The 25445-nt window shown below is 40.7% G+C and carries 27 protein-coding genes; all 27 read left to right on the plus strand.

Annotation, left to right across the window (positions count from 1 at the left end; all coding sequences use genetic code 11):
• Nucleotides 1-7 precede the first annotated feature (7 nt).
• The gene (gene fliM, locus O2Q26_RS00580) at nucleotides 8-1009 is read left to right on the plus strand and encodes a flagellar motor switch protein FliM (protein WP_289214117.1); all 1002 of its coding nucleotides are present in this window, start codon (nucleotides 8-10) and stop codon (nucleotides 1007-1009) included.
• Nucleotides 999-2153 carry a flagellar motor switch phosphatase FliY gene (gene fliY, locus O2Q26_RS00585; protein WP_289214118.1) on the plus strand — a complete coding sequence of 385 codons (1155 nt, stop codon included), beginning with the start codon at nucleotides 999-1001 and terminating at the stop codon, nucleotides 2151-2153. The genes fliM and fliY overlap by 11 nt, the downstream gene beginning before the upstream one ends.
• A gap of 20 nt (nucleotides 2154-2173) precedes the next feature.
• Entirely contained in the window at nucleotides 2174-2536 is a 363-nt protein-coding gene (locus O2Q26_RS00590; RefSeq protein WP_289214119.1) for a response regulator, read from the plus strand.
• Nucleotides 2537-2551: 15 nt separating this feature from the next.
• Nucleotides 2552-3205, plus strand: a complete 654-nt coding sequence (locus O2Q26_RS00595) for a flagellar biosynthetic protein FliO (RefSeq protein ID WP_289214120.1) — start codon at nucleotides 2552-2554, stop codon at nucleotides 3203-3205.
• The gene (fliP, locus tag O2Q26_RS00600; RefSeq protein WP_289214121.1) at nucleotides 3202-3867 is read left to right on the plus strand and encodes a flagellar type III secretion system pore protein FliP; all 666 of its coding nucleotides are present in this window, start codon (nucleotides 3202-3204) and stop codon (nucleotides 3865-3867) included. The genes O2Q26_RS00595 and fliP overlap by 4 nt, the downstream gene beginning before the upstream one ends.
• 22 nt (nucleotides 3868-3889) lie before the next feature.
• Complete coding sequence (gene fliQ / locus O2Q26_RS00605) at nucleotides 3890-4159, plus strand: flagellar biosynthesis protein FliQ (RefSeq protein ID WP_253935189.1); 270 nt, start codon at nucleotides 3890-3892, stop codon at nucleotides 4157-4159.
• 2 nt (nucleotides 4160-4161) lie between these two features.
• Nucleotides 4162-4947, plus strand: a complete 786-nt coding sequence (fliR, locus tag O2Q26_RS00610) for a flagellar biosynthetic protein FliR (protein ID WP_289214122.1) — start codon at nucleotides 4162-4164, stop codon at nucleotides 4945-4947.
• The gene (gene flhB / locus O2Q26_RS00615) at nucleotides 4944-6029 is read left to right on the plus strand and encodes a flagellar biosynthesis protein FlhB (RefSeq protein WP_289214123.1); all 1086 of its coding nucleotides are present in this window, start codon (nucleotides 4944-4946) and stop codon (nucleotides 6027-6029) included. The genes fliR and flhB overlap by 4 nt, the downstream gene beginning before the upstream one ends.
• Nucleotides 6030-6048: 19 nt before the next feature.
• Nucleotides 6049-8079: a flagellar biosynthesis protein FlhA gene (flhA, locus tag O2Q26_RS00620; RefSeq protein ID WP_289214124.1), complete on the plus strand. Its 2031-nt coding sequence runs from the start codon at nucleotides 6049-6051 to the stop codon at nucleotides 8077-8079.
• Nucleotides 8079-9182 (plus strand): flagellar biosynthesis GTPase FlhF, encoded by a 1104-nt coding sequence (gene flhF / locus O2Q26_RS00625; RefSeq protein ID WP_289214125.1) that lies wholly within the window; start codon nucleotides 8079-8081, stop codon nucleotides 9180-9182. The genes flhA and flhF overlap by 1 nt, the downstream gene beginning before the upstream one ends.
• Nucleotides 9175-10026, plus strand: a complete 852-nt coding sequence (locus O2Q26_RS00630; RefSeq protein WP_289214126.1) for a MinD/ParA family protein — start codon at nucleotides 9175-9177, stop codon at nucleotides 10024-10026. Before flhF ends, O2Q26_RS00630 begins: the two co-directional genes overlap by 8 nt.
• A gap of 8 nt (nucleotides 10027-10034) precedes the next feature.
• On the plus strand, nucleotides 10035-11069 hold the full coding sequence (locus tag O2Q26_RS00635) for a protein-glutamate methylesterase/protein-glutamine glutaminase (RefSeq protein WP_289214127.1): 1035 nt from the start codon (nucleotides 10035-10037) through the stop codon (nucleotides 11067-11069).
• 11 nt (nucleotides 11070-11080) lie between these two features.
• The gene (locus O2Q26_RS00640; protein WP_289214128.1) at nucleotides 11081-13078 is read left to right on the plus strand and encodes a chemotaxis protein CheA; all 1998 of its coding nucleotides are present in this window, start codon (nucleotides 11081-11083) and stop codon (nucleotides 13076-13078) included.
• A 33-nt stretch (nucleotides 13079-13111) separates the two neighbouring features.
• Nucleotides 13112-13582, plus strand: a complete 471-nt coding sequence (locus tag O2Q26_RS00645) for a chemotaxis protein CheW (protein ID WP_289214129.1) — start codon at nucleotides 13112-13114, stop codon at nucleotides 13580-13582.
• A 145-nt stretch (nucleotides 13583-13727) separates the two neighbouring features.
• On the plus strand, nucleotides 13728-14225 hold the full coding sequence (locus tag O2Q26_RS00650; protein WP_289214130.1) for a chemotaxis protein CheD: 498 nt from the start codon (nucleotides 13728-13730) through the stop codon (nucleotides 14223-14225).
• A complete protein-coding gene (locus O2Q26_RS00655) occupies nucleotides 14222-14464 on the plus strand; it encodes a hypothetical protein (RefSeq protein WP_289214131.1) in 243 nt (80 codons plus the stop codon). Before O2Q26_RS00650 ends, O2Q26_RS00655 begins: the two co-directional genes overlap by 4 nt.
• Nucleotides 14465-14542: 78 nt before the next feature.
• On the plus strand, nucleotides 14543-15316 hold the full coding sequence (locus tag O2Q26_RS00660) for a FliA/WhiG family RNA polymerase sigma factor (protein WP_289214132.1): 774 nt from the start codon (nucleotides 14543-14545) through the stop codon (nucleotides 15314-15316).
• Nucleotides 15317-15372: 56 nt separating this feature from the next.
• A complete protein-coding gene (locus O2Q26_RS00665; protein ID WP_289214133.1) occupies nucleotides 15373-15801 on the plus strand; it encodes a hypothetical protein in 429 nt (142 codons plus the stop codon).
• A gap of 162 nt (nucleotides 15802-15963) precedes the next feature.
• Entirely contained in the window at nucleotides 15964-16695 is a 732-nt protein-coding gene (gene rpsB / locus O2Q26_RS00670; RefSeq protein WP_253935202.1) for a 30S ribosomal protein S2, read from the plus strand.
• Between the two features lie 91 nt (nucleotides 16696-16786).
• Complete coding sequence (tsf, locus tag O2Q26_RS00675) at nucleotides 16787-17671, plus strand: translation elongation factor Ts (RefSeq protein WP_289214134.1); 885 nt, start codon at nucleotides 16787-16789, stop codon at nucleotides 17669-17671.
• A 128-nt stretch (nucleotides 17672-17799) separates the two neighbouring features.
• Nucleotides 17800-18522, plus strand: coding sequence for a UMP kinase (pyrH, locus tag O2Q26_RS00680; RefSeq protein ID WP_253935204.1), 723 nt, complete (start codon nucleotides 17800-17802; stop codon nucleotides 18520-18522).
• Between the two features lie 2 nt (nucleotides 18523-18524).
• Nucleotides 18525-19082 carry a ribosome recycling factor gene (gene frr / locus O2Q26_RS00685; protein ID WP_253935205.1) on the plus strand — a complete coding sequence of 186 codons (558 nt, stop codon included), beginning with the start codon at nucleotides 18525-18527 and terminating at the stop codon, nucleotides 19080-19082.
• 266 nt (nucleotides 19083-19348) lie between these two features.
• A complete protein-coding gene (gene uppS / locus O2Q26_RS00690; RefSeq protein ID WP_289214135.1) occupies nucleotides 19349-20116 on the plus strand; it encodes an undecaprenyl pyrophosphate synthase in 768 nt (255 codons plus the stop codon).
• A gap of 14 nt (nucleotides 20117-20130) precedes the next feature.
• The gene (locus O2Q26_RS00695) at nucleotides 20131-20922 is read left to right on the plus strand and encodes a phosphatidate cytidylyltransferase (protein ID WP_289214136.1); all 792 of its coding nucleotides are present in this window, start codon (nucleotides 20131-20133) and stop codon (nucleotides 20920-20922) included.
• Between the two features lie 16 nt (nucleotides 20923-20938).
• Nucleotides 20939-22084 carry a 1-deoxy-D-xylulose-5-phosphate reductoisomerase gene (dxr, locus tag O2Q26_RS00700; RefSeq protein WP_289214137.1) on the plus strand — a complete coding sequence of 382 codons (1146 nt, stop codon included), beginning with the start codon at nucleotides 20939-20941 and terminating at the stop codon, nucleotides 22082-22084.
• A 15-nt stretch (nucleotides 22085-22099) separates the two neighbouring features.
• Nucleotides 22100-23356, plus strand: a complete 1257-nt coding sequence (gene rseP / locus O2Q26_RS00705) for an RIP metalloprotease RseP (RefSeq protein ID WP_289214138.1) — start codon at nucleotides 22100-22102, stop codon at nucleotides 23354-23356.
• A 382-nt stretch (nucleotides 23357-23738) separates the two neighbouring features.
• Nucleotides 23739-25445: a proline--tRNA ligase gene (locus O2Q26_RS00710; protein WP_289214139.1), complete on the plus strand. Its 1707-nt coding sequence runs from the start codon at nucleotides 23739-23741 to the stop codon at nucleotides 25443-25445.

A 25445-nucleotide genomic window follows, 5' to 3' on the forward strand; every position in this document is an offset into this window, starting at 1 on the left:
TGAGACTTTGGCAGAAGAGGTATTATCACAATCAGAAATCGACTCCTTGCTATCCGCACTGTCCACGGGAGAAATGGATGCAGAGGAGTTAAAAATAGAAGAAAAAGAGAAAAAAGTGAAAGTGTATGACTTTAAGAGGGCTTTAAGATTCTCTAAAGATCAAATACGCAGCTTATCTAGAATTCATGAAAACTTCGCCAGGTTATTGACAACTTATTTTTCAGCCCAGTTAAGAACTTATGTGAACATAACTGTCGCATCTGTCGATCAATTACCATATGAAGAATTCATTCGGTCCATACCGACAATGACTATTTTAAATATATTCAAAGTACCTCCTCTAGAGGGACGTATTCTCATGGAGACTAATCCACAGATTGCTTACGCGATGATGGATCGTGTATTAGGAGGAAGAGGAAGCGGCGTCAACAAGGTGCAGAATCTGACAGAAATTGAAACTACGATAATGACACAGATTTTTGAGAACTCACTAGGAAATTATCAGGAAGCCTGGGGTTCAATAGTTGAAATTGAGCCAATTTTAGAAGAAATGGAAGTGAACCCTCAGTTTCTGCAAATGGTTTCCCCGAATGAAACTGTCGTTGTCGTATCATTAAATACGTCGATAGGGGAAGCCAGTGGAATGATCAACATTTGTATCCCTCATGTGGTGCTGGAGCCTATCATCCCTAAACTGTCTGTTCATTATTGGATGCAGAACCAGCAGCAGAAGGAAAGTGACCCTGAGGAATACAAAGCTTTGTCAAATACGTTGAAACTGGCGGAAGTTGATGTCAGTGCGATTCTAGGTGAAGCTGATATGTCGATCGAAGAGTTTCTGAGGCTTAATGAAGGTGACGTTATAAGACTGGATCAATTGATCGATGAGCCGATGAGCCTTCGGGTTGATGAAGAAGAAAAGTTCCAGATTCAGCCAGGAAAAATCAAAAATAAGCTGGCTGTTCAAGTATTAAGTGAGTATCAAGGGGGTTCAGACTATGATGAGTGACGACATGCTTTCGCAAGATGAAATAGATGCACTGCTTAACGGCGGTGGAGAAGATGAAAAAAAAGAAAAGAGTGCAGAATCCTCTGATGTAGAAAAATATATCTCTACACTAGAAGAAGATGCTTTAGGCGAAATCGGGAATATTTCGTTTGGAAGTTCAGCAACTGCCCTGTCCTCTTTACTGAATCAAAAGGTTGAAATTACGACTCCGGCCATATCAACTATCAAACGCTCCCAGTTAACCGATGAATTTCCTAAGCCGCATGTGGCCGTAAATGTAAATTACACGGACGGTTTTTCAGGGGAAAACCTGTTAGTTATAAAAAGTGCGGATGCTGCTATTATCGCAGATCTCATGCTGGGCGGGGATGGTCAATCGCCCACAGAGGAATTGAATGATATCCACTTAAGTGCTGTACAGGAAGCGATGAACCAAATGATGGGTTCAGCTGCCACAAGCTTATCCACAGTATTTAACAAAAAAATCGATATCACACCTCCGACGATTAATGTACTGAATCTAGTAGAAAACAAGGGTACTGAACAAATCCCTGAAGATGAAGTGTTAATAAAGGTTTCATTTAAGTTGAGAGTAGGCTCATTGATAGACTCGAATATTATGCAGCTGCTACCGATACCTTTTGCCAGATGTCTAGTGGATGAACTGCTAAATCCTCCAGAAGATGATCCAATGCTGTCCCGAGAAGAGAAAGCTTCTGAGCCGGAGATTGAGGAACCGATGAAATCAAATGAACAGGAAAAAGACAAGTTTGAAAAAAAGCCAGAGCTGTTAGGCGGTGCCGGCGGCCAAGGATTGAACAATTCAAACGTTCAGAATGCTCAATTTTCTGATTTCGAACATGTGCAATTGAATACAAATGAACAGCATAATTTGGACATGCTCATGGATATACCATTAAAAGTCACGGTTGAATTAGGTCGCACGAAACGGACAATTAAAGAAATTTTAGAATTGACATCAGGCTCTGTAGTTGAATTGGACAAATTAGCTGGTGAACCTGTAGATATCCATGTCAATGAGAAGCTGATGGCTAAAGGGGAAGTTGTCGTAATTGATGAGAACTTCGGAGTTCGTGTGACGGATATATTAAGTCAGAAAGATAGATTGAAAAAACTGAGATAGAGCTTAAGGAGGAGATTGGAATGGGAGAAAAAATTTTGATTGTTGATGATGCAGCATTCATGAGAATGATGGTTAAGGATATTTTGACAAAAAACGGATATGAAATTGCAGGGGAAGCGGAAGATGGTCAGAAAGCTGTGGAAATGTATAAGGAACAAAATCCTGATTTAGTCACAATGGATATAACTATGCCTGAAATGGATGGAATTACAGCATTGAAAGAAATCAAAGCGGTCAACCCTAATGCGAAGGTCATCATGTGCTCGGCAATGGGACAGCAAGCAATGGTTGTAGATGCGATTCAAGCAGGAGCTAAAGATTTTATCGTCAAACCGTTTCAAGCAGAGCGAGTCATCGAAGCGATACAAAAAGCACTAAACTAAAGAGTAGGGATTTAAATGATACGAAGAATGATTCAAAGTACAGCACTGTTATTTATGGCCGGGGCAATCATTTTATCTTTTGGGTCTATTGTGTCAGCGAGTCCGTCAGTTACTGATTGTGCTGAGAACCCTGAGATGCAGGGATGTGGTTCTGATGAGAGTGGAGTGAATTCTCCTGAGCAAGAGATACCTTCAGCTGACTCAGAAGAGAACCCCTCTATGATTTGGAATATCATTAAATTAATTTTTGCTTTACTTTTAGTATTAGCACTTATTTATGGTTTACTAAAGTTTTTCAACAAACGAAGTAAAATGTTCCAAAAAAATCGAACGATGGAAACATTGGGAGGAGTTACCCTTGCTCCTAACAGATCGCTGCAAGCCGTACGTATCGGAAACGAGGTTTACGTAGTCGGTGTTGGTGATTCTATCAATCTGATTACAGAGATCACAGATCAAGCGACGAAGGATAACCTCGTAAAGCAGGAGGAGCAGCAGGATATCATTCAAAAAGGGTTCGGAGAATTTTTAAAAAATAGAGCGAAATCTAACCAAAACCAAAGCGAGAAATCATCTACCGTTCAGTTCCAGCAATTATTTGAAAAGCAGCTGAATGAAATGAAAGAGAATAGGCGGAAATCGATGAATAGGAAGGATGATCAATCATGAGTGAATTTGTTGATATCTTTTCCGGTTCAGATCCTGAAGACGTAGCAACGTCTGTCCGCCTTTTGCTTTTATTAACTGTTTTATCGCTTGCTCCTGGTATTTTGATTCTTATGACGAGCTTTACGAGAATACTTATCGTTCTTTCGTTCGTAAGGACATCACTGGCTACTCAGCAAATGCCGCCTAATCAGGTGCTCATAGGTATCGCTTTATTTATGACCTTTTTCATCATGGCTCCTACATTTCAGGAGGTCAACGATCAAGCGTTGACTCCTTTATTTAATGAGGAAATCACGTTAGATGAGGCTTATGAAGAAGCGAGTGTTCCAATGAAAGATTTCATGGCTAAGCATACAAGGCAGAAAGATTTAGCTTTGTTCATGGGGTATTCCGAAATGGATCAGCCTGAAACTATTCAGGATGTACCGATGACAACCCTTGTACCAGCCTTTGCGATCAGCGAATTGAAAACAGCCTTTCAAATGGGATTCATGATTTTTGTTCCTTTTCTCGTGATTGATATGGCAGTTGCAAGTGTATTGATGTCGATGGGGATGATGATGCTCCCTCCGGTGATGATTTCATTACCATTTAAAATATTACTGTTTGTTTTAGTTGATGGGTGGTATTTAATTTCAAAATCATTATTGGAAGGCTTCTAAATGGGTGAAGGAGGTTACATAAATGACAACTGAATTAGTCCTGGAATTCGCCAAAGAAGGTATTTATACTGTTCTGCTCATTTCAGGTCCCTTGCTAATATTAGCTTTAGCTGTCGGTTTATTGGTCAGTATTTTTCAGGCTACCACTCAGATTCAAGAGCAAACGTTAGCATTCATACCAAAAATCGTGGCCGTTCTAATAGGAATGATTTTTTTCGGCCCTTGGATGTTGACAATTATGGTGCAGTTTACAGCCAATGTTTTTGAAAACTTGAATATGCTGGTCGGATAGAGATGCTCGATTACATTAGTGCAATAAATCTTCCAGCATTTTTACTTATATTCGTAAGGGTCACTTCATTTTTCGTTACACTGCCGATATTTTCATATCGTAATCTGCCTACCCAGCACAAGGTTGGATTCAGCTTTTTCTTAGCGGCGTTAATGTACTTTACAGTTGATATTCCAGACTTGGCAGTGGACGAGAATTACTTTTTACTCATATTCAAAGAAGCGGCTGTAGGAATTTCCGTTGGTTTATTAGCTTATATCATTTTAGCAGCGATTCAGATTGCCGGAGGGCTGATAGATTTCCAGATGGGTTTTGCCATAGCGAACGTGATTGATCCTCAAACCGGAGCACAGAGCCCTTTGATCGGTCAATATATGTACATTATCACTCTGCTTTTCATACTAGCTGTTAACGGCCATCACCTCATGCTGGACGGTATCTTCTACAGTTATGAATTGATCCCTTTGGACAGGCTCATCCCACTGCAAGAAGAGTCGTGGATTCTCTACATCGTGGATTCATTCAACCAAATGTTTGTCATCGCTTTTTTAATGGCTGTTCCTATAGTCGGATGTCTGTTTCTGGTCGATGTGGCTTTGGGGATTATCGCTCGGACGGTCCCGCAGCTTAACGTATTTGTAGTAGGGCTGCCTTTAAAAATTTTTGTAGCATTGTTTGTATTAGTGATTGCCATGACGTTTTATATCATGCTTATCCAAAATCTATTTGAATTGATGTTAGAAACGATGCAGGGGCTGATGCAGCTGTTTGGAGGAGACGAATCGTGAGCTATATGAAACTGGATCTGCAATTTTTTGCGGCCGATGAAAAAACAGAAAAAGCTACCCCTAAAAAACGTGGCGATTCAAGGAAAAAAGGTCAAGTTCCTAAAAGCCAGGATGTAAACACAGGTTTTTTACTCTTAATGGTCTTTGGCGGGTTGTATTTATTTGGCGGTCAGATGCAGGTGTCGTTAACAGAGATGTATAGTAAGACCTTTCAGGAGTACATTCACTGGGAACTTACAACAGAAAGTACAGCTGCCGTCTTCCTGGAAATAACCGTAGAAATGGCAAAAATTCTTGCTCCCATCATGGGGATAGCGATCGTTGCCGGTATTGCTTCTAACCTGGTTCAAATCGGGATTTTATTCACTGGAGAGCCTATGAAGTTCGACTTAAAAAAAATGGATCCGATCAAAGGGGCCAAAAGAATCTTTTCGGCAAGAGCGATAGTTGAGCTTATTAAATCATTATTGAAGATCTCAATTGTAGGTTTGATCACATTCGCTATCATTTGGGTCAATAAAGACCAGATGATGCTTATGTCTCAGAAATCTGTCGAAGATGCTCTCGTATTTTTTGGAAATATAACGATTATCATGGGTCTGGCATCGGGTTTAGCTCTCTTGCTGTTATCAACATTGGATTATGTCTATCAACGATATGATCATGAGAAAAATATCAGGATGTCAAAAAAAGATTTGAAAGATGAGCATAAAAACATCGAGGGCGACCCGTTAATTAAATCAAAAATCAAAGAGAAGCAGCGTCAAATGTCCGCAGCCAGAATGATGAGTGAAGTTCCTGACGCAGATGTAGTCATTACTAACCCCACTCACTTTGCCATTGCGGTCAAATACGATGAGAAGGTGTCGGACGCGCCTATCGTCGTAGCAAAAGGGGTGGATTTTGTGGCTCAAAAGATCAAAGAGGTGGCGAAAGCTAACGAAGTGATGATGGTTGAAAACCGCCCATTGGCACGAGCTCTGTATCAGAGTTCAGAATTAGATCGACCGATAGATGAACAATTTTTTAAAGCGGTAGCTGAAATATTAGCTTACGTGTATCGACTGGAGAAAAAAGTGTAGTACTCAAGGAGTGACCCAAATGTCAGCAAGAGATTTATCCGTATTATTAGGTGTAATTCTAATTATCATTATGCTTGTTATACCACTTCCTGGGTGGCTTCTTAGCTTTTTAATTTTAATCAACATTACTTTAGCGCTTATCGTCATATTAGTATCTATGAATATGGAAGAAGCGTTACAATTTGCTGTTTTCCCTACATTATTATTGTTGTTGACATTGTTCCGTCTTGGATTAAATGTGTCGACCACAAGATCGATATTATCTGAAGCTGACGCAGGAGGAGTAGTAGAAACTTTCGGTACTTTTGTAATCGGCGGAAATCCTCTAGTCGGTTTTGTTGTATTCATAATTCTTGTCATTATTCAGTTTCTAGTGATTACAAAAGGGGCCGAAAGGGTGTCGGAAGTCGCCGCTCGTTTTACTCTTGATGCTATGCCCGGGAAACAAATGAGCATAGATGCAGATTTGAACGCTGGTATGATCAATGAGCACCAAGCAAAAGACAGAAGAGAAAAAATTGAAAATGAAGCGGATTTTTATGGTGCGATGGATGGCGCAAGTAAGTTTGTAAAAGGTGATGCCATCGCCGGCATCATTATCGTTCTTATGAATATCATTTTTGGACTGATCATCGGTATGGCTCAGATGGGAATGTCTTTTAATGAAGCTATTGATACATATATGAGGCTGACGGTAGGGGATGGACTTGTCAGTCAGATCCCGGCACTGCTTATTTCAACTGCTACAGGGATAGTTGTCACTAGAGTGGCTTCTCAAGGAAACCTTGGTTCAGATGTGACAAGCCAGCTGTTAAGATACCCTAAGTTACTTTATATAGCGGGTGGTACGATATTTCTACTCGGCCTTACACCTATTCCGTTTTTCTTAACAACTTTGATAGCTTCTGTTCTTATATTCGGAGGCTTCTGGTTATCTAGAGAAAGTCAAGAGCCAGAACATGAAGAACCGGAGGAAACGGATGAAGCTCAAAGTGATCAAATGAAGTCTCCTGAAAATGTAGTTAATCTAATCAGTATGGACCCGGTAGAATTTGAATTCGGCTACGCTTTGATTCCGATAGCTGATACAAGTCAAGGAGGAGACTTGCTTGACCGTATTGTCATGATCCGTCGTCAGCTGGCGATAGAGCTCGGAATAGTGATTCCTGTCGTGAGAATTCGAGACAACATACAATTGGGGCCTAACGAGTACCGATTAAAAATAAAAGGAGATCAAGTGGCAAAAGGAGAACTGCTGCTTGATCACTATTTAACGATGAGTCCTGGAATGGATGATGGAGAAATTGAAGGGATCGAAACGACGGAACCTGCTTTTGGGTTACCGGCAAAATGGATTACAGAAGATCTTAAAGATGAAGCCGAACTGTCAGGTTATACGGTGGTTGATCCTCCATCCGTTGTTTCTACACATATTACAGAAGTTATTAAGAGGAACGCTCATAAACTCTTAGGGCGCCAGGAAACACAGCAATTGATCGATCACCTTAAGCAATCCTATCCCATTCTCGTAGATGAAGTCACTCCTGAACCGCTTTCTATCGGTGATGTGCAAAAAGTTTTAGCGAAATTACTAAAAGAAAATGTCTCCATTAAAAATTTACCCGTAATTTTCGAGACACTCGCAGACTTCGGGAAAATGACAAATGATTCGGATCTTCTGGCTGAATATTCCAGGCAGGCATTGGCTTCGCAAATTACGACCCAGTATCAAAAGGAAGACCAAAGCATGAGGGTCATAACGATATCAGGTAAAGTTGAAAAGTTAATTGCAGATCATATTCAGCAAACAGAACACGGCAATTACTTATCCCTGGATCCCGATTCACAACAAACCATCTTAAAGGCTGTTTCTGAACAAGTAGATCAAGTATCTCTTCAAGAAGAACATCCCATTCTGCTTTGCTCACCAGCCGTGAGAATGTATCTAAAACAACTGGTGGAAAGATTTTTCCCACAGGTCATTGTTTTATCATATAACGAGCTCGATCCAAACGTCGAAGTAGAAAGTGTAGGGGTGGTGAACGGTTAATGAAGGTTAAAAAATTCCAGGCACCGACGATGCCGGAGGCTATGAAAAAAGTGAAGAAAAGTCTAGGGCAGGATGCCGTGATTTTAAATAGTAAGGAAATTAAAGTGGGCGGCTTTCTTGGGATGTTCAAAAAGCGGAATATTGAGGTCATTGCTGCTGTTGACCCCGTTCAGCCGTTACCTTCTGATTCCAAGCGAAAACCAGCCATTGATATAAAAAAGAAAGAAGTTCCTGCATATAATGATAGTGAAGTTATGCGAGAGCTTAAACAGTTGAAAACGATGATACAGCAACAGTCAGTGAACGAGTTAACGATACTGGATAAGCTGGCTGCTCATTTGATTAGTCAAGAGATAGACAGTCAGATAGTAGATGATCTTGTAAGTATTTTAAAAGATGAAGACTTACAAGAGACTGAAGGAATGGATGCTTCTAGAATCGAGTTGAATATTAAGCATTACTTTGAGAATAAAGTTGCAAATCTACCGATCGGAAGCCCGGCTTTTGTTAAAAAGTATGTTCATTTAGTCGGCCCCACAGGCGTAGGGAAAACCACTACTTTGGCTAAACTTGCTGCAGACGCTGTATTGAATAGAAATCAAAAAGTAGCTTTCATAACGACTGATACTTACCGGATCGCTGCTATCGATCAATTGAGAACGTACGCTAAACTACTAAATATTCCTTTAGAAGTCGCTTATAATCTTGAAGATTATATGGGTGCACGGGAGAAATTCGCAAGCTATGATCTCGTATTGATTGATACAGCAGGCAGAAACTTTAGAGAGGCCCATTATGTCCAAGAACTTGAAAGAATTTTACAGTTCAATGAAGATACGGAAACCTACTTAGTTCTCTCTCTTGCGTCAAAATATGAGGACATGAAAGAAATATTCCTTCAGTTCAACAAAATACCAATTCACCAGTTTATTTTTACGAAAAAAGATGAAACAGCTAAACTGGGTGCAGCCCTCAGCCTGTCGATTAACAATCAGATAGGAATTGCGTATGTAACCTACGGTCAGGACGTGCCTGATGATATTTCTCAGGCGGATGCCAGCCAGCTTATTGCATCTGTGACAGAAGGTCTGCCTCATGAATGATCAAGCTGCCCGTCTCAGGAGCCGTTTAAAACAGCAAACCGTGAAGGCTGAAGCTAAAACGATAGCCGTTGCCAGCGGTAAGGGAGGCGCAGGTAAGTCGACTTTCACAATTAATTTCGCATTACAACTGATCAAGCAAGGAAAAAATGTATTAATTATAGATTTAGACATCGGAATGGGAAATATAGATATCCTGCTTGGTGTTACGCCCAAATACTCGTTTACGGACTTGTTCGAAAGTCATATGACAATCTTTGACATTATTGAAAGAGGGCCACTGTCGGTGTCCTATATAGCTGGAGGGTCAGGTTTAGCCAGTATTTTTAGTATGGGCGATGAGAAATTTTCTTATTTTCAAAGTGAGTACCAGCAATTAGCCAAAGCTTTTGACTACATCCTTTTTGATATGGGAGCCGGTGTGACCCCTGACAGTCTCAAACATATGATAGCTGCTGAGGAAGTTATTCTTGTGACTACTCCTGAACCTACTTCGTTGACGGATGCCTATTCCTTGCTTAAGCATTTAGTGCGCGAAGATCCAGATGTTGAAGTGCAGGTACTCACCAACAGAGCTATGAATGAACAATCAGCTATTCATACATATGAACGGCTGGCAAATGCAGCAAATAAATTTTTAGGCAAAAAAATAAACCATATGGGAGCTATTCCAGATGATCGGCACGTATTCGATAGTGTACTGAAACAAGTTCCTTTTACCCTCGAAACCCCTAAATGCAAGGCTAGTAAGTCTATGGATGTGTTGGTCAATCAATATTTGAAAATCCCCTCCAGAAAAAATGAATCCTTCTTGGAGAAGCTTAGGCGTTTGGTTCAAGAGAGGTGAATGAACTCATGCATAAAATTAAAGTGTTGGTTGTAGACGATTCAGCGTTCATGCGTAAAATGCTGTCAGAGATTTTGAACGCAGATATACGTATTGAAGTAGTAGGGACAGCGAGGAATGGTTCTGATGGGATTTTAAAAGCTGAAGCTCTAAAACCGGATGTTATGACATTAGATATTGAGATGCCTAAAATGGACGGCTTAGAAGCTTTGAAAATACTGATGAGAGAAAACCCTCTTCCAGTTGTGATGGTTTCTAGTTTAACAGCGAAGGGAGCAGACAGCACGATAAAAGCTATGGAGCTTGGTGCCGTCGATTTTGTACTTAAACCGTCTGGTTCGATTTCACTGGATATACATAAAGTTGAACATTCGATTGTGAGAAAAGTGATTGCTGTCAGTAAAGCAAAAAAGTCTTCGCCTGTCACACCAGCTTACCCTCACTTGTTAACAAGTGAAAATAATAATAAGGCTTCAATTATAGCTATAGGAACATCGACAGGTGGTCCGCGTGCATTACAAAAGGTAATAGGTGGATTACCTGCAGATTTGAATGTGCCGGTATTGGTTGTCCAGCATATGCCGGCACGCTTTACAAGCTCTCTGGCAAAAAGGCTGAACGGGATTTCAGCGGTTATTGTAAAAGAAGCAATTCATGCAGAAGTCTTAGAAAATGGTGTTGTATATATCGCTCCAGGCGATTTTCATATGGGAGTCATCTATGAAGCAGGCACTTATAAGATCCATCTTGAAAATAGTGATCCTATTATAGGGCATCGGCCTTCTGTGAATCACCTTTTTGAATCGCTCTCTCATTTGGACCTTCATACCGTTGCCGCAGTGATGACCGGAATGGGAGCGGATGGGACAGAGGGTCTAATTAAAATGAAAAAACGAAATTCTTCATGCTATGTCATTGCAGAATCAGAAGAAACTTCTATTGTATTTGGCATGCCTAAGGCTGTAATTAAATCTAAACTTGCTAATGAGGTAGCGCCCTTAAATAAAATAAGTGAAAGTATTATGCAAGCTATTTCCAGGTAGGAGGGTGCATCATGGACACGAATCAATATTTAGAGATTTTCATAGATGAAAGTAATGAACATTTACAATCCATTAATGATCAGCTGTTGGAACTAGAAAAAAATCCGAACGATCTTGCGATAGTTGGTGAGATTTTCAGGTCAGCACATACGTTGAAAGGCATGTCCGCGACGATGGGGTATCAAGATCTTTCCAATCTTACTCATAAGATGGAAAACGTACTCGATGGCGTTCGAAATGATCAGATTCAAGTGGATTCTGATATGCTCGACATTGTATTTGACTCAGTGGATGATCTGGAAGCCATGGTGCTGGATATCTCCAAAGGAGGAAACGGAGCTCGTGATGTAAGTCGTGTAGTCGAGCTTCTGCAAGCAGTTGAGCTTGGTCACGTCCTTAAAGACGGTAAGGAGCAAGAAGATTATAGTGGGAATTCTGATGACCTTCAGCTGGATGAATTTACAAGAGCGGTATTAGAGCAATCCGCAGAGCAGAGATTAAACAATTTTCAAGTGGAAGTCTATTTAAATGAAGATTGTCTTCTAAAAGCTGCACGTGTCTATATGGTTTTTGACGTCTTGGAACAAATAGGGGAAGTAGTCAAATCCCAGCCTTCTGTAGAAACACTCGAAAATGAAGAGTTCGATCATAGCTTCAAAGTACTTTTTGTTACCGAAGAAGAAGAGGAAGAAATTGCGGGAAGAATAAATAAAATTTCTGAAATCAAACAGGTGGAGGTATCGACCTATTCTTTAGATAAAGACGAATCTCAATCAAAATCTGAAATTGAACAGAAACAAAATATAAAAGAAGAGGACAAACAAGAGCTTGCAGACAATGAATATAAAGGAAAGCAGACAGCCAATAAAACGATCAGAGTAAATATAGACAGACTAGATGTTCTCATGAATCTATTTGAAGAACTCGTGATTGATCGTGGGCGGTTGGAGCAAATTGCTGCTGAGATTAATCATTTAGAATTGAATGATACCGTGGAACGAATGACCAGGGTCTCGGGGGATTTGCAGAATATTATTCTGAATATGCGCATGGTACCGATCGAGCAAGTGTTCAATAGGTTCCCAAGGATGGTACGACAGCTTTCAAGGGATTTAAACAAAAATATAGATTTAAGAATCATAGGTGAAGAAACGGAACTTGATAGGACCGTCATTGATGAGATAGGTGACCCGCTCGTCCACTTAATACGAAATGCCATCGATCATGGAATAGAACACCCGGAAGAAAGGTTAGCACAAGGAAAAGATGCTAAGGGGAATATCGAATTAAAAGCGTACCATAATGGAAATCACGTGTTTATAGAAATAGTAGACGACGGAGCGGGTATTGACCGCGAAAAAGTTTTGGGAAAAGCTTTATCGAACCAGGTAGTTACTAGAGAACAGGCTGAAAAACTGACCGACAAAGACGTGTACGAATTAATAATGGCTAGTGGTTTTTCGACAGCAGACATTATTTCTGATGTTTCTGGTCGAGGTGTTGGTTTAGATGTCGTGAAGAACACAATTGAATCTTTGGGAGGAAATATAGAGATAGACTCTGAATTAGGGGAAGGCAGTATGTTCTCCATTCAGCTCCCGCTGACTTTATCCATCATCTCAGTCATGTTAGTTGAAATTCAAAAAGAGAAGTATGCAATTCCTTTATCATCAATTATAGAGACAGCGATCGTAAAAAAAGAGGCGGTCCTTAGAGCGCATAATAGAGAAGTCATAGATTTTCGAGGGAAAATAGTCCCCCTTGTTTTTTTGAAAGACATCTTCAACGTTCCTCTTGAGTTAGAAGATCAAGATTACTATTCACTTGTAATTGCGAGAAAAGGCGATAAAATGGCTGGGTTTGTTGTCGATTCGTTCATAGGCCAGCAAGAAGTCGTTCTAAAGTCCCTTGGAGGTTATCTGTCGGGCGTTTTCGCTATTTCGGGGGCGACAATTTTAGGAGATGGGCAAGTTGCTTTAATTTTAGATTCTAATGCTTTGATCAAGTAATCGCGTTCTATATTTATAGAAGGAGGTAAAGTAATGACTCAAGAACCTAATAAGACGATAAAGGTGATCGTTTTCCAGTTGGAAAATGAAGAGTATGCCATTCCGGTGCATCAAGTGGGATCCATAGAACGGATCATGCCAATTACGAGAGTCCCTGGAACTGCTGAGTTTGTGGAAGGGGTCATTAATCTGCGAGGTGTAGTTACGCCGATTATTGATCTTAGAAAAAGATTCTCCATAAAAAACTATGAAATGGATGAAAGTACACGCATAATCATTACAATCATTGACGAAATGGATGTCGGACTAATTGTAGATTCGGCTAATGACGTACTTGATATTGAAGAGGAAGCCATTGAACCTCCACCTCAAGTTATAGGAGCTGTGGAAGAAGAATATGTGAGTGGAGTCGCAAAGCTTGATAAGCGTCTCTTAATTCTATTGAATTTATCCCAGGTGCTTTCTTCTCGTGAGGTAAGAGAACTTTACGACATTGAAGTATGAAAGCCGCAGTAATCATATGGCACATATGGAGGAGGGACGGTCATGTTAAAGTTGTTTCCTGAACATCTTCAATGGATGTATTTCGATTTTTTTAAGGAACCATCTGCATCTCGTTTATTCATATCTTCCTCTGCAGTTGTATTTTATGAATAAGACAGCAGGATTCGTAAAAGTAGGTATAGCTGAGATGAAGGTTGTGGAAGGTCCGTGTGTATTGAGAACTTCAGGTTTAGGATCTTGTGTAGCGGTCGTACTTATTGACTCTTCGCATTCTATTGCAGCCATGGCCCACATTATGCTTCCGAACTCCAGATTTGCTAGAAGCGGCGAAAACCTTCCAGCGAAATATGCGGATACAGCTATGGAGCTCTTAGTAAGAGTAATGCTGGATAAAGGAAGCCAATTAGCTCATCTGAAAGCCAAAATTGCAGGAGGAGCGCAGATGTTTCAGTCTAACAATGCTATCACAACGATGAGTATTGGCGATCGTAATGTCACGGCTGTCAAAGAGAAATTACAGAGTATGGGGATTCCTCTTGCTGCTGAAGATACAGGTGGTAAAAACGGCAGAACGGTTGAATTCGATCCACTTACTGATGTTTTGCACATACGAACCGTACATAAAGGTGAAAAGAAGATATGATCGGCTCTCATAAGTGGAACGTAAGCAGCGGAACTTTAGCTTTTATTTTGACTTTTCTGCTATCTTCAACGGCTAATCCATGGGAGACGTCTCTATTCAGGGGCGGGATCTACTTCATCACTTTTTTCTTTATTGCTTACTTATTTCGGCTTATCGGTTATTTCATCGTTAAGAAACCGAAAAAAAGTGAAATAGAACGAGCTGATCAGGTTGGAGAACAGGAAAAAAGGATTCAATAAAAGAGACGTAAGAAAAAGTCCGTACGCTGTTAAATGAACAGGAATAAATTGGTTGATTACAAGAAGAGGAGGAATTCGATGAGTGGCTCTCTATCTTCAGAACAACTAGAGCTATGGAACCAATGGGCAAATGAAAAAGACAGCGAGGCAGCTAATGAATTAGTGCGGATCTACGATTACTTAGTGAGCTTCCACGTGCAAAGAATTTCTGCCCATTTACCTAAAAGTGTAAGCAAAGAGGACGTCAGGAGTTTAGGATTGCTCGGTTTGTATGATGCTTTGCGGAAATTTGACATGTCACGGGACTTGAAGTTTGATACATACGCTTCTTTTAGAATAAGAGGATCTATAATTGATGGGTTAAGGAAAGAGGATTGGCTGCCGAGATCAGTACGAGATAAATCAAAAAAAATCGATGGTGCAGCTGAAATTTTGGAGCAGCAGCTTCAGCGTCCACCTACTTCCGAAGAGATCGCAAAAGAATTAAGGATGAGTCCATCCGAGGTCGAAGAAGTTATGAAAGACTTCCTATTCGCTAATGTCTTATCTATGGAAGAAAAACCTAAAGAAGGTAAAAGCGATCATAAAGAGGGGGTCGGTTATTCCATACCTGACCGGGAGGCGATTTCCCCCGCTGATAATATAGTGAAGCAAGAGAATTACCAGGAGTTAACCGATCAAATCAAACAATTGAATGAAAAAGAACAGTTAGTAGTAAGTTTGTTTTATACAGAAGAACTGACACTGACTGAAATAGGGGAAATCATGGAACTGACAACTTCCAGGATTTCACAAATACATGCGAAAGCTATCTTTAAACTGCGTAATTCGTTAATGGAGACAGTCAGCTGAATGGATGAAGAACAGCTACTCTTACAAAAAGGTGTATTGGAGCAGGTGGGTGACAAATGATATATTTTCTATTGATTATTGGTTTTATTATTGATGGCGTTATCGTGCTCGGGCTGATGACTCTTTTCACTAAAATGAAAAAGACGGAAGAACTGGAGTTGAGGCAAAAAGAAGTTGCTGCAGAGATCGAAGACTTGTTTTCCTCCTATTTACTAGAGTTAAAAGAAGAAAATAAAAGGCTGGAAGGAAAGCTTGTCCAACCTGTGAAAACAGAGACTGCATTTCGAGAACATGAAACTGCTAATGTAAGAGAAGACTATCACCCGCCAGAACCGATGGAAACAGAAGTATTATATAGGCCTTCCCGTTCCTTTCAAGTGATCTCAAGGTACAATAGCGGTGTTCCTATAGAGCGTATCGCAAAAGAATTAAATATAGGAAAAACAGAAGCTCAATTAATCCTTAAGTTTCAGGAAAAAAATTAGGGTCACTACTTGATTGAGGAGAGGGATTGTGGTATATTTACTGACGGTGTCAATACACACACCTTTTAATTTCCACTCAGGTTGCTCTAGTTAAATAGAGTTGAGATGGAAAGATGATTAAGGTGGAGGATACTAATAAAACCACAACAGGAGGAAATTTAAATGTCTGTAATTTCTATGAAACAGCTTTTAGAAGCTGGTGTTCATTTTGGACACCAAACTCGTCGCTGGAACCCGAAGATGAAGAAATACATCTTCACTGAGCGTAACGGGATCTATATCATCGACCTTCAGAAAACCGTTAAAAAGGTGGATGAAGCGTATAACTATGTGAAAGAGGTAGCTGCTGACGGCGGAAACATTCTTTTCGTAGGTACGAAAAAACAAGCACAAGATACTGTACGTGATGAAGCAGTTCGCTGTGGAATGTACTATATTAACCAACGCTGGTTAGGTGGAACGTTGACTAACTTCCAAACAATCCGTAAGCGTGTTAACCGTCTAAAAGACATCGAGCGCATGGAAGAAGATGGAACGTTCGACGTACTTCCTAAAAAAGAAGTAGTTGACTTGCTTAAAGAAAAAGATCGTTTAGTTAAATTCCTAGGCGGAATCAAAGAAATGACTTCAATTCCTGACGCAATGTTTGTCATTGACCCTCGTAAAGAGCGCATTGCTATTGCAGAAGCTCATAAATTAAATATCCCGGTTGTCGGTATTGTTGATACAAACTGTGACCCGGATGAAATCGATTATGTCATCCCAGCAAACGATGACGCTATTCGTGCCGTTAAATTGTTGACTGCTAAAATGGCTGACGCTGTTTTAGAATCAAAACAAGGTGAAGAAACAGAAGTGGCAGAAGAAGCAGAAGCAGAAGCTGTCGAAGAGTAATTATCGTGTCAAGAGGTGATAAGGGGGTATACCTTTTATCACCTTTTTTAAAGCTATGATATGAATGTTTGATTAATAAGGAGGCAATACAATGGCTATTAATGCAAAGATGGTAAAAGAACTTCGTGAAAAGACCGGTGCTGGTATGATGGATTGTAAAAAAGCACTTACAGAAACTGATGGAGATATGGAAAAAGCTCTTGAATGGCTTCGTGAAAAAGGTATTTCCAAGGCTCAGAAAAAAGCTGACCGCATTGCAGCGGAAGGTTCTGCTCACATCGTAGTGGAAGGAAATGCCGCTGTGCTGTTTGAAGTAAACTGTGAAACTGATTTCGTAACAAAAAATGATCAGTTCAAGAACTTGCTTCAGGAACTTGGTAACCACTTAGTGAGTCAAAAACCTGCTACTGTTGAAGAAGCACTTGAGCAAAAGCTTCACGGAGAAGGAAATACTCTAAATGAATATATCACAGACGTTGTAGCAAAAATTGGAGAGAAGATCTCTCTTCGCCGTTTTGTCATTAAAGAGAAAACGGATAAGGATGCATTCGGTGCATATACTCACATGGGCGGACGTATCGGCGTATTGACTGTACTTGAAGGTTCTACAGATGAAGCTGCTGCTAAAGATGTAGCTATGCACGTAGCTGCAGTCAATCCACGTTATGTATCTCGCAACGAAATTCCTGAAGAAGAAGTGAATACTGAGCGTGAAACGCTTAAAACGCAAGCATTGAATGAAGGCAAGCCTGAGAATATCGTTGAGAAAATGGTAGAAGGCCGTCTTAACAAATTCTTTGAAGAAATCTGCTTGCTTGAACAAAGCTTTGTTAAAGATCCAGATCAAAAAGTAAAACAATATGTAGCTTCCGCTGGCGGTGAAGTGAATGGTTTCGTTCGCTTTGAAGTAGGCGAAGGTATGCAAAAACGCGAAGAAAACTTTGCTGATGAAGTCATGAGCCAGGTTAAAAAATAATAGAGAATAACGTAGGGGACACGTAGTGTTCCCTATTTTAAAACAATGATATTGCAAAGATAAGCTACATAGATAATTGATAAAATGGGTAGCTTTCGTATTAAAACAGGGAATAAATGGAGGTTTCTATGACTACAGCACACTATCGACGTATTGTTTTAAAACTAAGCGGGGAAGCTCTCAGCGGGACCAATGGATATGGAATCGAACCTCGTGTCATTCAATCGATCACTAAACAGGTGAAGGAAGTTGCAGAGCTTGGAGTGGAAATCGCCGTAGTTGTAGGCGGTGGAAACATTTGGCGTGGAAAAGTAGGCAGTGAAATGGGAATGGACCGAGCCAATGCTGACTATATGGGCATGCTTGCCACTGTCATGAATTCATTAGCTCTTCAAGACAGCCTTGAAAATATCGGCATTCCGACACGTGTCCAGACTTCAATTGAAATGAGACAGGTAGCGGAACCTTATATTAGAAGAAAAGCCATCCGCCATCTTGAGAAGAAGCGCGTCGTTATTTTCGCAGCAGGTACAGGGAATCCTTACTTCTCAACGGATACTACTGCAGCATTAAGAGCTGCTGAGATAGAAGCTGATGTCATACTGATGGCGAAGAACAATGTAGATGGTGTTTACAGCGATGATCCTAAATTGAATGAAGATGCTAAAAAGTATGATAAAGTTTCCTACATGGAAGTTCTTAACGAGGGTCTTGGAGTCATGGATTCAACTGCCTCATCATTATGTATGGACAACGATATTGATTTACTGGTATTCTCTATTACAGAAGAAGGTAATATTAAGAAGGCTGTTATGGGCGAAAACATCGGAACAATCGTAAGGGGGAAATAAACATGTCAGATTCAATTATCAACGAAACAAAGCAGCAAATGGAACAAGCCGTTCAAGCTTTTTCACGTCAATTAGCAACAGTTAGAGCAGGTAGAGCAAACCCATCACTATTAGATAGTGTGTACGTCGATTATTACGGTGCAGCAACTCCGTTGAACCAGCTGGCTCAGGTATCTGCTCCGGAGCCGCGCATGCTTGTTATTACACCATATGATAAATCAGCTATTTCTGAAATTGAAAAAGCTATTCAAAAGGCTGACCTTGGTTTGTCTCCATCAAGTGATGGAAATATTGTCAGAATCAATATTCCTTCACTTACAGAAGAACGACGCAAAGATCTTGTGAAAGTTGTCGGGAAATATGCAGAAGAAGCTAAAGTTCAAGTTCGTAACATTCGCAGAGAATCTAACGATCAACTGAAAAAACTTCAAAAAGATGGAGAACTTACAGAGGATGATCTTCGTTCTTCACAAGAAGATGTACAAAAAGTGACGGACCAAAACATCGCTGAAGTGGACAAGCTTGCCAAAGCTAAAGAAGCGGAAATGATGGAAGTTTAAAATCGTTTATTAAAACAGCCTTTTATTTAATATTCCTTATGAGGATTAAGCCGCACTGTTGCTGTATGGCAGTGCGGCTTTTGTTTTGCCGCTCGTAATGTAATAAGCTTGAATGTATCTTTGACTTCTGTTGTACTAAAGTCTTCTCTCGTACATCAAGCCCCCTTTCTGCTTTTCTCACGTTATCCTCTTTAAGTGAATGGCGGCATGTTGTAGGATAATAGTATATAATAATATAGTGGAGCCATATAACTGGAGGATTTACGATGCAAATCAAGATTCCATTTACAAAAAGTAAAGTACAAACTATAAATAGACCCCTGGGCTTAGATTACGATCATATCCCAAAGCATGTAGCCATCATTATGGATGGAAATGGCCGTTGGGCTAAAAATAGAGGAATGCCTAGGATCGCCGGCCATAAAGAAGGTATGGGTGTCGTGAAAAAAATTGTAAGGCATGCCTCAGATTTAGGGGTGCAGGCACTTACTCTTTATGCGTTTTCTACTGAAAATTGGAAACGGCCAAAGAACGAAGTAGAGTTTCTTATGAAGCTTCCTGTAGATTTCTTAGGTACATATCTTCCAGAACTAATTGAAAGAAATGTCCAGGTTCAAACGATAGGGGATGTAAGTCTACTGCCTCCCCATACAAGAAATGCTATAGAAGAAGCGATCGAACGAACGTCTGAGAACGATGGACTTATACTAAATTTTGCATTGAATTATGGAAGTCGTTATGAAATGGTGAATGCGGTCAAAGAGATTGCCGCAAAAGTCGAAACTGGTGAAATCTCAGCTTCAGAAGTTACGGAAGAGATGTTTTCTTCCCATCTTTATACTTCGGATTTGTTAGAGCCAGATCTGCTTATTCGTACGAGTGGCGAACAAAGGCTGAGCAACTTTTTGTTATGGCAGCTCGCTTATTCGGAATTTTGGTTCACAGAAGTATATTGGCCGGATTTTGATGAAGCTTTGTTTGAAAAGGCTCTCTACGATTATCAAAATAGGAAGCGTCGATACGGCGGGATATAAGGTGTGGATGTATAATGAAACAAAGAACAATTACAGCAATAGTCGCAGCATTAATTTTTCTGCCAATTGTGATGCTGGGTGGCTTACCCTTTCAACTTTTTGTATATTTAATAGCAAGTATAGGTATTTTTGAACTCATGCGAATGAAAAAAATAGCCCGTTATTCTATCGCATCAGGGATTACGATGTTACTGATGTGGTCTTTAATGTACAAACAGGAAATGTTCGGAGGTTATGAATTACCAATCACAAAATCTGAAATAACGCTTTTAGCCGTGTTATTATTATTAAGCTATACTGTACTAGTTAAAAACCGCTTTACATTTGATGATGCAGGTTTTCTTATCATTTCGGCAATTTATGTAGGGATGGGTTTCTATTATTTGATTGAAACGAGAGCCCACGATTTAGAGTATATATTTTATGCTTTGTTCGTAGTGTGGGCTACAGATACAGGTGCTTATATATTTGGAAGAGCATTTGGCAAGCATAAACTTTGGCCGCAGATAAGTCCTAAGAAAACAATAGAGGGATCAGTTGGCGGCATATTACTAGCTTGTGTCGTTGCATTTGTCTTTCAACTGGTTGAGCCGGTACACCCTTCCATGATTGTCGTCCTGCTAGTTACGATCCTCATTTCTATGGCTGGTCAAATCGGTGATTTGGTGGAGTCCGCGTTCAAACGCCATTACGCAGTGAAAGATTCCGGAAAGATTTTACCTGGTCACGGCGGTGTACTGGACCGTTTTGATAGTTTAATTTTTATGCTGCCGATTTTACATTTGATCGGGTTTATACAGGTATAGTCAAGGGGGATGGAGTATGAAACAAGTTTCATTGTTAGGAGCTACCGGCTCTATCGGGTTGCAGACGTTAGAAGTTTTACGCCTGCATAAAGATGAATTTTCACTATATGCTATGGCTTTCGGAAAAAATATTGACAAGGCTCTGCCTTTGATAGAAGAGTTCAATCCTGCCATTATTGTCGTACAGGATGAAATGACGAAAGATAAACTTGAAAAAGAAGTGAATCACTCTAGAATTTTCTCTGGAAGTGGAGGTTTAATTGAAGCAAGTGTTGCCGATTCTGTAGATGTAGTTGTAAATGCTGTGATGGGAAGCATAGGGCTTCCAGCTACTTTAAAAGCAATCGAGGCTAAGAAATCCATCGCGATCGCTAATAAAGAGACATTAGTAACTGCCGGACACCTAGTCATGGATGCTGCGCGTAAGCATGGTGTTGAACTATTACCGGTGGATAGTGAGCATTCAGCCATCTACCAATGTTTAAATGGTGAAAGCAGCAAAGATATTAGTAAGCTGTTGATTACGGCCTCTGGAGGCAGCTTTCGTGACAAAACGAGAGATCAATTAAAAGGGGTTACGGTCGAAGACGCCTTGAACCACCCGAACTGGAGTATGGGAGCGAAAATCACCATAGATTCAGCTTCCATGATGAATAAAGGTCTGGAAGTCATAGAAGCCCATTGGCTTTTTGGTATACCATATGATCAAATCCATGTTATTCTTCATAGGGAAAGCGTCATTCACTCCATGGTAGAATTTGTAGACCGCAGTGTCATGGCACAGCTTGGGACCCCAGACATGAAAGTCCCTATTCAGTATGCGCTCACTTATCCGGACCGGATGGAGCTTCCAATTACTGAACAGCTCAACCTTGAACAAATAGCTGCACTACATTTTGAAAAAATGGATTTTGAAAGGTTCCCTTGTCTTCGGATGGCTTACGAAGCTGGACGTGAGGGCGGATCAATGACTACTGTCTTGAACGCAGCGAACGAAGAAGCGGTTCAGTTATTTCTAGAAGGCCGCATTGATTTCTTGGATATCGAGTACTTGATTGAAAAAGAACTCTCTAAGCATCAAGTTATTCATAGCCCTGACTTATCAACCATATTATCTATAGATAAGAGGACAAGAGAACAAGTCCGCAGCCATTTAAAATAAAGGAAGGTGCTTCATTTGACTACAGTGATTGCATTTATACTCATGTTCGGATTATTAGTGTTTGTGCATGAGTGGGGGCATCTCATTTTTGCTAAAAGAGCTGGCATGCTCGCTCGAGAATTCGCAATCGGTTTCGGTCCGAAAATATTCGCTTTTACTAGAAACGAAACCCTCTATACCATCAGGTTATTGCCTATTGGCGGCTATGTGAGAGTAGCTGGAGAGGATCCTGAAATCATTGAGTTAAAGGCAGGCCATCATATTGGACTTGAATTCAATGAGTCAGGTAAAGTAAATCGCATCATTGTGAATAATAAGTCTAAACACCCTCATGCACGCGTGATCGAAGTTGAAAGAGCTGACTTGGACCACCGTTTGATTATCGAAGGTTACGAAATCGATGAAGATGAGAAGTTATATTTTGAAGTCGATCCAAAAGCAATGTTCGTATTAGATGAGAAGGCAACGCAGATTGCTCCTTATGATCGTCAGTTCGCATCAAAATCCGTACCTCAACGTGCTATGCAATTATTTGCGGGACCGCTTATGAATTTTGTGTTGGCAGTCATCTTGTTCATGATCCTCGGATTCATACAAGGTGTTCCTGCTGATGAAGCATTAATCGGTGAGGTTCAGCAGGATTCTCCTGCCGAAGAAGCAGGACTTCAAAACGGTGATAGAGTTTCCGCTGTAAACGGGGAACCAGTCGATACGTGGGAAGAATTCACTACAATTGTTAGAGAATACCCTGAAGAAGAAGTAAGTCTGACTGTGCAGCGTGATGGTCAGACCGAGGAATTAAATGTCACTCCTAGATTATTACAAGAAGGCGACATGGAGATTGGACAGGTCGGGGTAGCCCGTGCGTTCGAGGATTCATTCGCAAAAAAATTGACATTCGGTTTTACTCAGACGTATGAGTGGGGTACACTGATTTTAACGAACTTAAGCATGCTCGTTACTGGTCAATTCTCACTGGATATGCTTTCTGGTCCTGTCGGCATTTATGATGCTACCGACCAGGTCGTACAAACAGGATTCACTAACTTTATGATGTGGACAGCGATTTTAAGTGTAAACTTAGGGATCGTCAACCTGCTTCCGCTTCCTGCTTTGGATGGTGGACGTCTATTGTTTGTAGGCTTAGAAGGATTACGTGGAAAACCAATAGATCCGCAAAAAGAAGGAATTGTTCATTTTATCGGCTTCGCTTTGCTGATGCTACTCATGTTAGTCGTTACTTGGAATGATATTCAAAGGTTATTCCTATAAACTTTGAGCGGGGAGCAGTGTGAGACGGTAGCTCTCACATTTGCTTCTGGCTCCTTTTTAATTTAAAGGTATGTAAAACTTCGTTGTTGATTTTTCATAAAAGTTATTCAACGATATGTCAGGTTGTTTGAAGACTTAATTTCAAGATAACCAGGGTTAGCTCCCGCAATAAGAGTCAATGGTGGTTGGCAAGCTACTCGCTTTCCTGTGGGAAAAGAGTGCTTGGTAAACCCCCGCTGAGCGTCAGCTAAAGAAAGTTCCCCGCGCTCCCACGGAAAGCGAGTGATTTCCTGGATCTCCAAAGGAGACGGGAACCCCCCCCGTGCGTTTCTAATCTTGGTGTATAGAATAGCTAATTCAATAGAAATTAGAGGTGGAAATAATGAAACAAAGCCAAATGCTTGTCCATACGTTAAAAGAAAACCCTGCAGATGCAGAAATCAAAAGTCATCAGCTCCTCGTAAGAGCTGGATATATTAGACAGATCGCTTCAGGAGTGTACAGCTTTTTACCTTTAGGAAAAAGAGTGTTACGTAAAGTTGAAGAAATTGTCCGAGAAGAAATGGATAAAGCAGGAGCACATGAAATGCTGATGTCTGCGCTGCAGCCTGCTGAACTTTGGCAGGAAAGCGGCCGGTGGAATACATATGGGGCAGAATTGATGCGATTGCGCGACCGCCATGAACGTGAGTTTGCACTGGGTGCCACCCATGAGGAAGTAATTACAAGTCTCGTCCGTGACTCTATCAAAAGCTACAAACGACTTCCGCTCATGGTTTATCAAATTCAAAATAAATTTCGTGATGAGAAGCGTCCTCGTTTTGGCCTCCTCAGAGGACGCGAATTTTTAATGAAGGATGCTTATTCATTTAATGAATCATTTGAAAGCCTGAATGAAAGCTATGAGAAAATGTTTACCGCTTATTCGAATGTCTTTACCCGGTGTGGTCTTGATTTCCGTGCTGTGATCGCTGATTCAGGACAAATGGGCGGTAAAGATACGCATGAATTTATGGTGCTATCAGAAGTCGGCGAGGATGTCATAGCTTACTCTGATACGTCCGATTATGCAGCGAACGTAGAAATGGCACCTGTTATCAATCAGTCTTCACCTTCTGATCAAGAACCTGCAAATCTAGAGAAAGTGGCGACTCCCGATCAAAAAACGATGCAGGAGGTAGCTGATTTTCTAGGTCATAGCCTGGCTGAAGGTTTGAAGTCTATCATGTTCAAGGTAGACGATCAGTTTGTTTTAGTGGTGACCCGCGGAGACCATGAAGTGAATGATATTAAACTCAAGAACCTTTATGACGCTGATATTGTAGATTTAGCAACAGAAGAGGATACTCATTCGTTAATGGGAACTGGTTTCGGCTCCTTAGGACCAGTCAACGCGCCGGATAGTGTCGATGTCATCGCGGATTTTGCTGTCGAACCGCTTGTAAATGTGACGTGCGGGGCAAATGAAGCAGGCTTCCATTACACAAATGTCAACCCAGGCAGAGATTTTCATGTAAAAGAGTATGCGGATTTACGTTTCATTAAGGAAGGCGACCCATCTCCAGATGGTAATGGTCATATAAAGTTCGCGCGTGGAATAGAAGTAGGTCACGTATTTAAGTTGGGCAGGTTCTACGCAGAAAACATGAATGCAACGTTTTTAGACGATCAAGGTAAATCGCAAACGATGGTCATGGGTTCTTATGGTATTGGAGTGTCTAGAACGCTGGCAGCAATTGTTGAGCAATACAATGATGAACGCGGGATTACCTGGCCGGCTAATATTGCTCCTTACCAGGTTCACCTTTTGTCTCTTAACCCGAAAAAAGAAGAGCAAAAAGAATTGGCCGATCAACTATACGAGCAATTACAAGCGGCAGGCATTGAAGTTCTGTATGACGATCGAAAAGAGCGTGCGGGTGTTAAATTTGCAGACAGTGATTTATTCGGTATTCCAATCAGAATAACTGTTGGTAAACGCGCTTCTGAAGGGGTAGTTGAGGTGAAAGAGCGTACCAGCGGAGAACAAGCTGACCTGAATCAAAATGAAATCATCCACCATGTTCAAACATGGTATAATTCAAAATAG

The organism is Halobacillus campisalis (assembly GCF_030345335.1).
Lineage (GTDB): Bacteria > Bacillota > Bacilli > Bacillales > Halobacillaceae > Halobacillus_A > Halobacillus_A campisalis.

Bases quoted from the DNA above. Each gene is read 5' to 3' on its own strand.
- O2Q26_RS00640 (WP_289214128.1), top strand. From the start codon at position 11,081: ATGGACACGAATCAATATTTAGAGATTTTCATAGATGAAAGTAATGAA.
- flhF (WP_289214125.1), top strand. From the start codon at position 8,079: ATGAAGGTTAAAAAATTCCAGGCACCGACGATGCCGGAGGCTATGAAA.
- O2Q26_RS00590 (WP_289214119.1), top strand. From the start codon at position 2,174: ATGGGAGAAAAAATTTTGATTGTTGATGATGCAGCATTCATGAGAATG.
- dxr (WP_289214137.1), top strand. From the start codon at position 20,939: ATGAAACAAGTTTCATTGTTAGGAGCTACCGGCTCTATCGGGTTGCAG.
- O2Q26_RS00710 (WP_289214139.1), top strand. From the start codon at position 23,739: ATGAAACAAAGCCAAATGCTTGTCCATACGTTAAAAGAAAACCCTGCA.
- frr (WP_253935205.1), top strand. From the start codon at position 18,525: ATGTCAGATTCAATTATCAACGAAACAAAGCAGCAAATGGAACAAGCC.
- flhA (WP_289214124.1), top strand. From the start codon at position 6,049: ATGTCAGCAAGAGATTTATCCGTATTATTAGGTGTAATTCTAATTATC.
- O2Q26_RS00695 (WP_289214136.1), top strand. From the start codon at position 20,131: ATGAAACAAAGAACAATTACAGCAATAGTCGCAGCATTAATTTTTCTG.
- O2Q26_RS00660 (WP_289214132.1), top strand. From the start codon at position 14,543: ATGAGTGGCTCTCTATCTTCAGAACAACTAGAGCTATGGAACCAATGG.
- O2Q26_RS00635 (WP_289214127.1), top strand. From the start codon at position 10,035: ATGCATAAAATTAAAGTGTTGGTTGTAGACGATTCAGCGTTCATGCGT.
- rpsB (WP_253935202.1), top strand. From the start codon at position 15,964: ATGTCTGTAATTTCTATGAAACAGCTTTTAGAAGCTGGTGTTCATTTT.
- fliQ (WP_253935189.1), top strand. From the start codon at position 3,890: ATGACAACTGAATTAGTCCTGGAATTCGCCAAAGAAGGTATTTATACT.
- fliR (WP_289214122.1), top strand. From the start codon at position 4,162: ATGCTCGATTACATTAGTGCAATAAATCTTCCAGCATTTTTACTTATA.
- O2Q26_RS00630 (WP_289214126.1), top strand. From the start codon at position 9,175: ATGAATGATCAAGCTGCCCGTCTCAGGAGCCGTTTAAAACAGCAAACC.
- O2Q26_RS00645 (WP_289214129.1), top strand. From the start codon at position 13,112: ATGACTCAAGAACCTAATAAGACGATAAAGGTGATCGTTTTCCAGTTG.
- O2Q26_RS00595 (WP_289214120.1), top strand. From the start codon at position 2,552: ATGATACGAAGAATGATTCAAAGTACAGCACTGTTATTTATGGCCGGG.
- tsf (WP_289214134.1), top strand. From the start codon at position 16,787: ATGGCTATTAATGCAAAGATGGTAAAAGAACTTCGTGAAAAGACCGGT.
- O2Q26_RS00655 (WP_289214131.1), top strand. From the start codon at position 14,222: ATGATCGGCTCTCATAAGTGGAACGTAAGCAGCGGAACTTTAGCTTTT.
- pyrH (WP_253935204.1), top strand. From the start codon at position 17,800: ATGACTACAGCACACTATCGACGTATTGTTTTAAAACTAAGCGGGGAA.
- uppS (WP_289214135.1), top strand. From the start codon at position 19,349: ATGCAAATCAAGATTCCATTTACAAAAAGTAAAGTACAAACTATAAAT.
- O2Q26_RS00650 (WP_289214130.1), top strand. From the start codon at position 13,728: ATGAATAAGACAGCAGGATTCGTAAAAGTAGGTATAGCTGAGATGAAG.
- O2Q26_RS00665 (WP_289214133.1), top strand. From the start codon at position 15,373: ATGATATATTTTCTATTGATTATTGGTTTTATTATTGATGGCGTTATC.
- fliP (WP_289214121.1), top strand. From the start codon at position 3,202: ATGAGTGAATTTGTTGATATCTTTTCCGGTTCAGATCCTGAAGACGTA.
- fliY (WP_289214118.1), top strand. From the start codon at position 999: ATGATGAGTGACGACATGCTTTCGCAAGATGAAATAGATGCACTGCTT.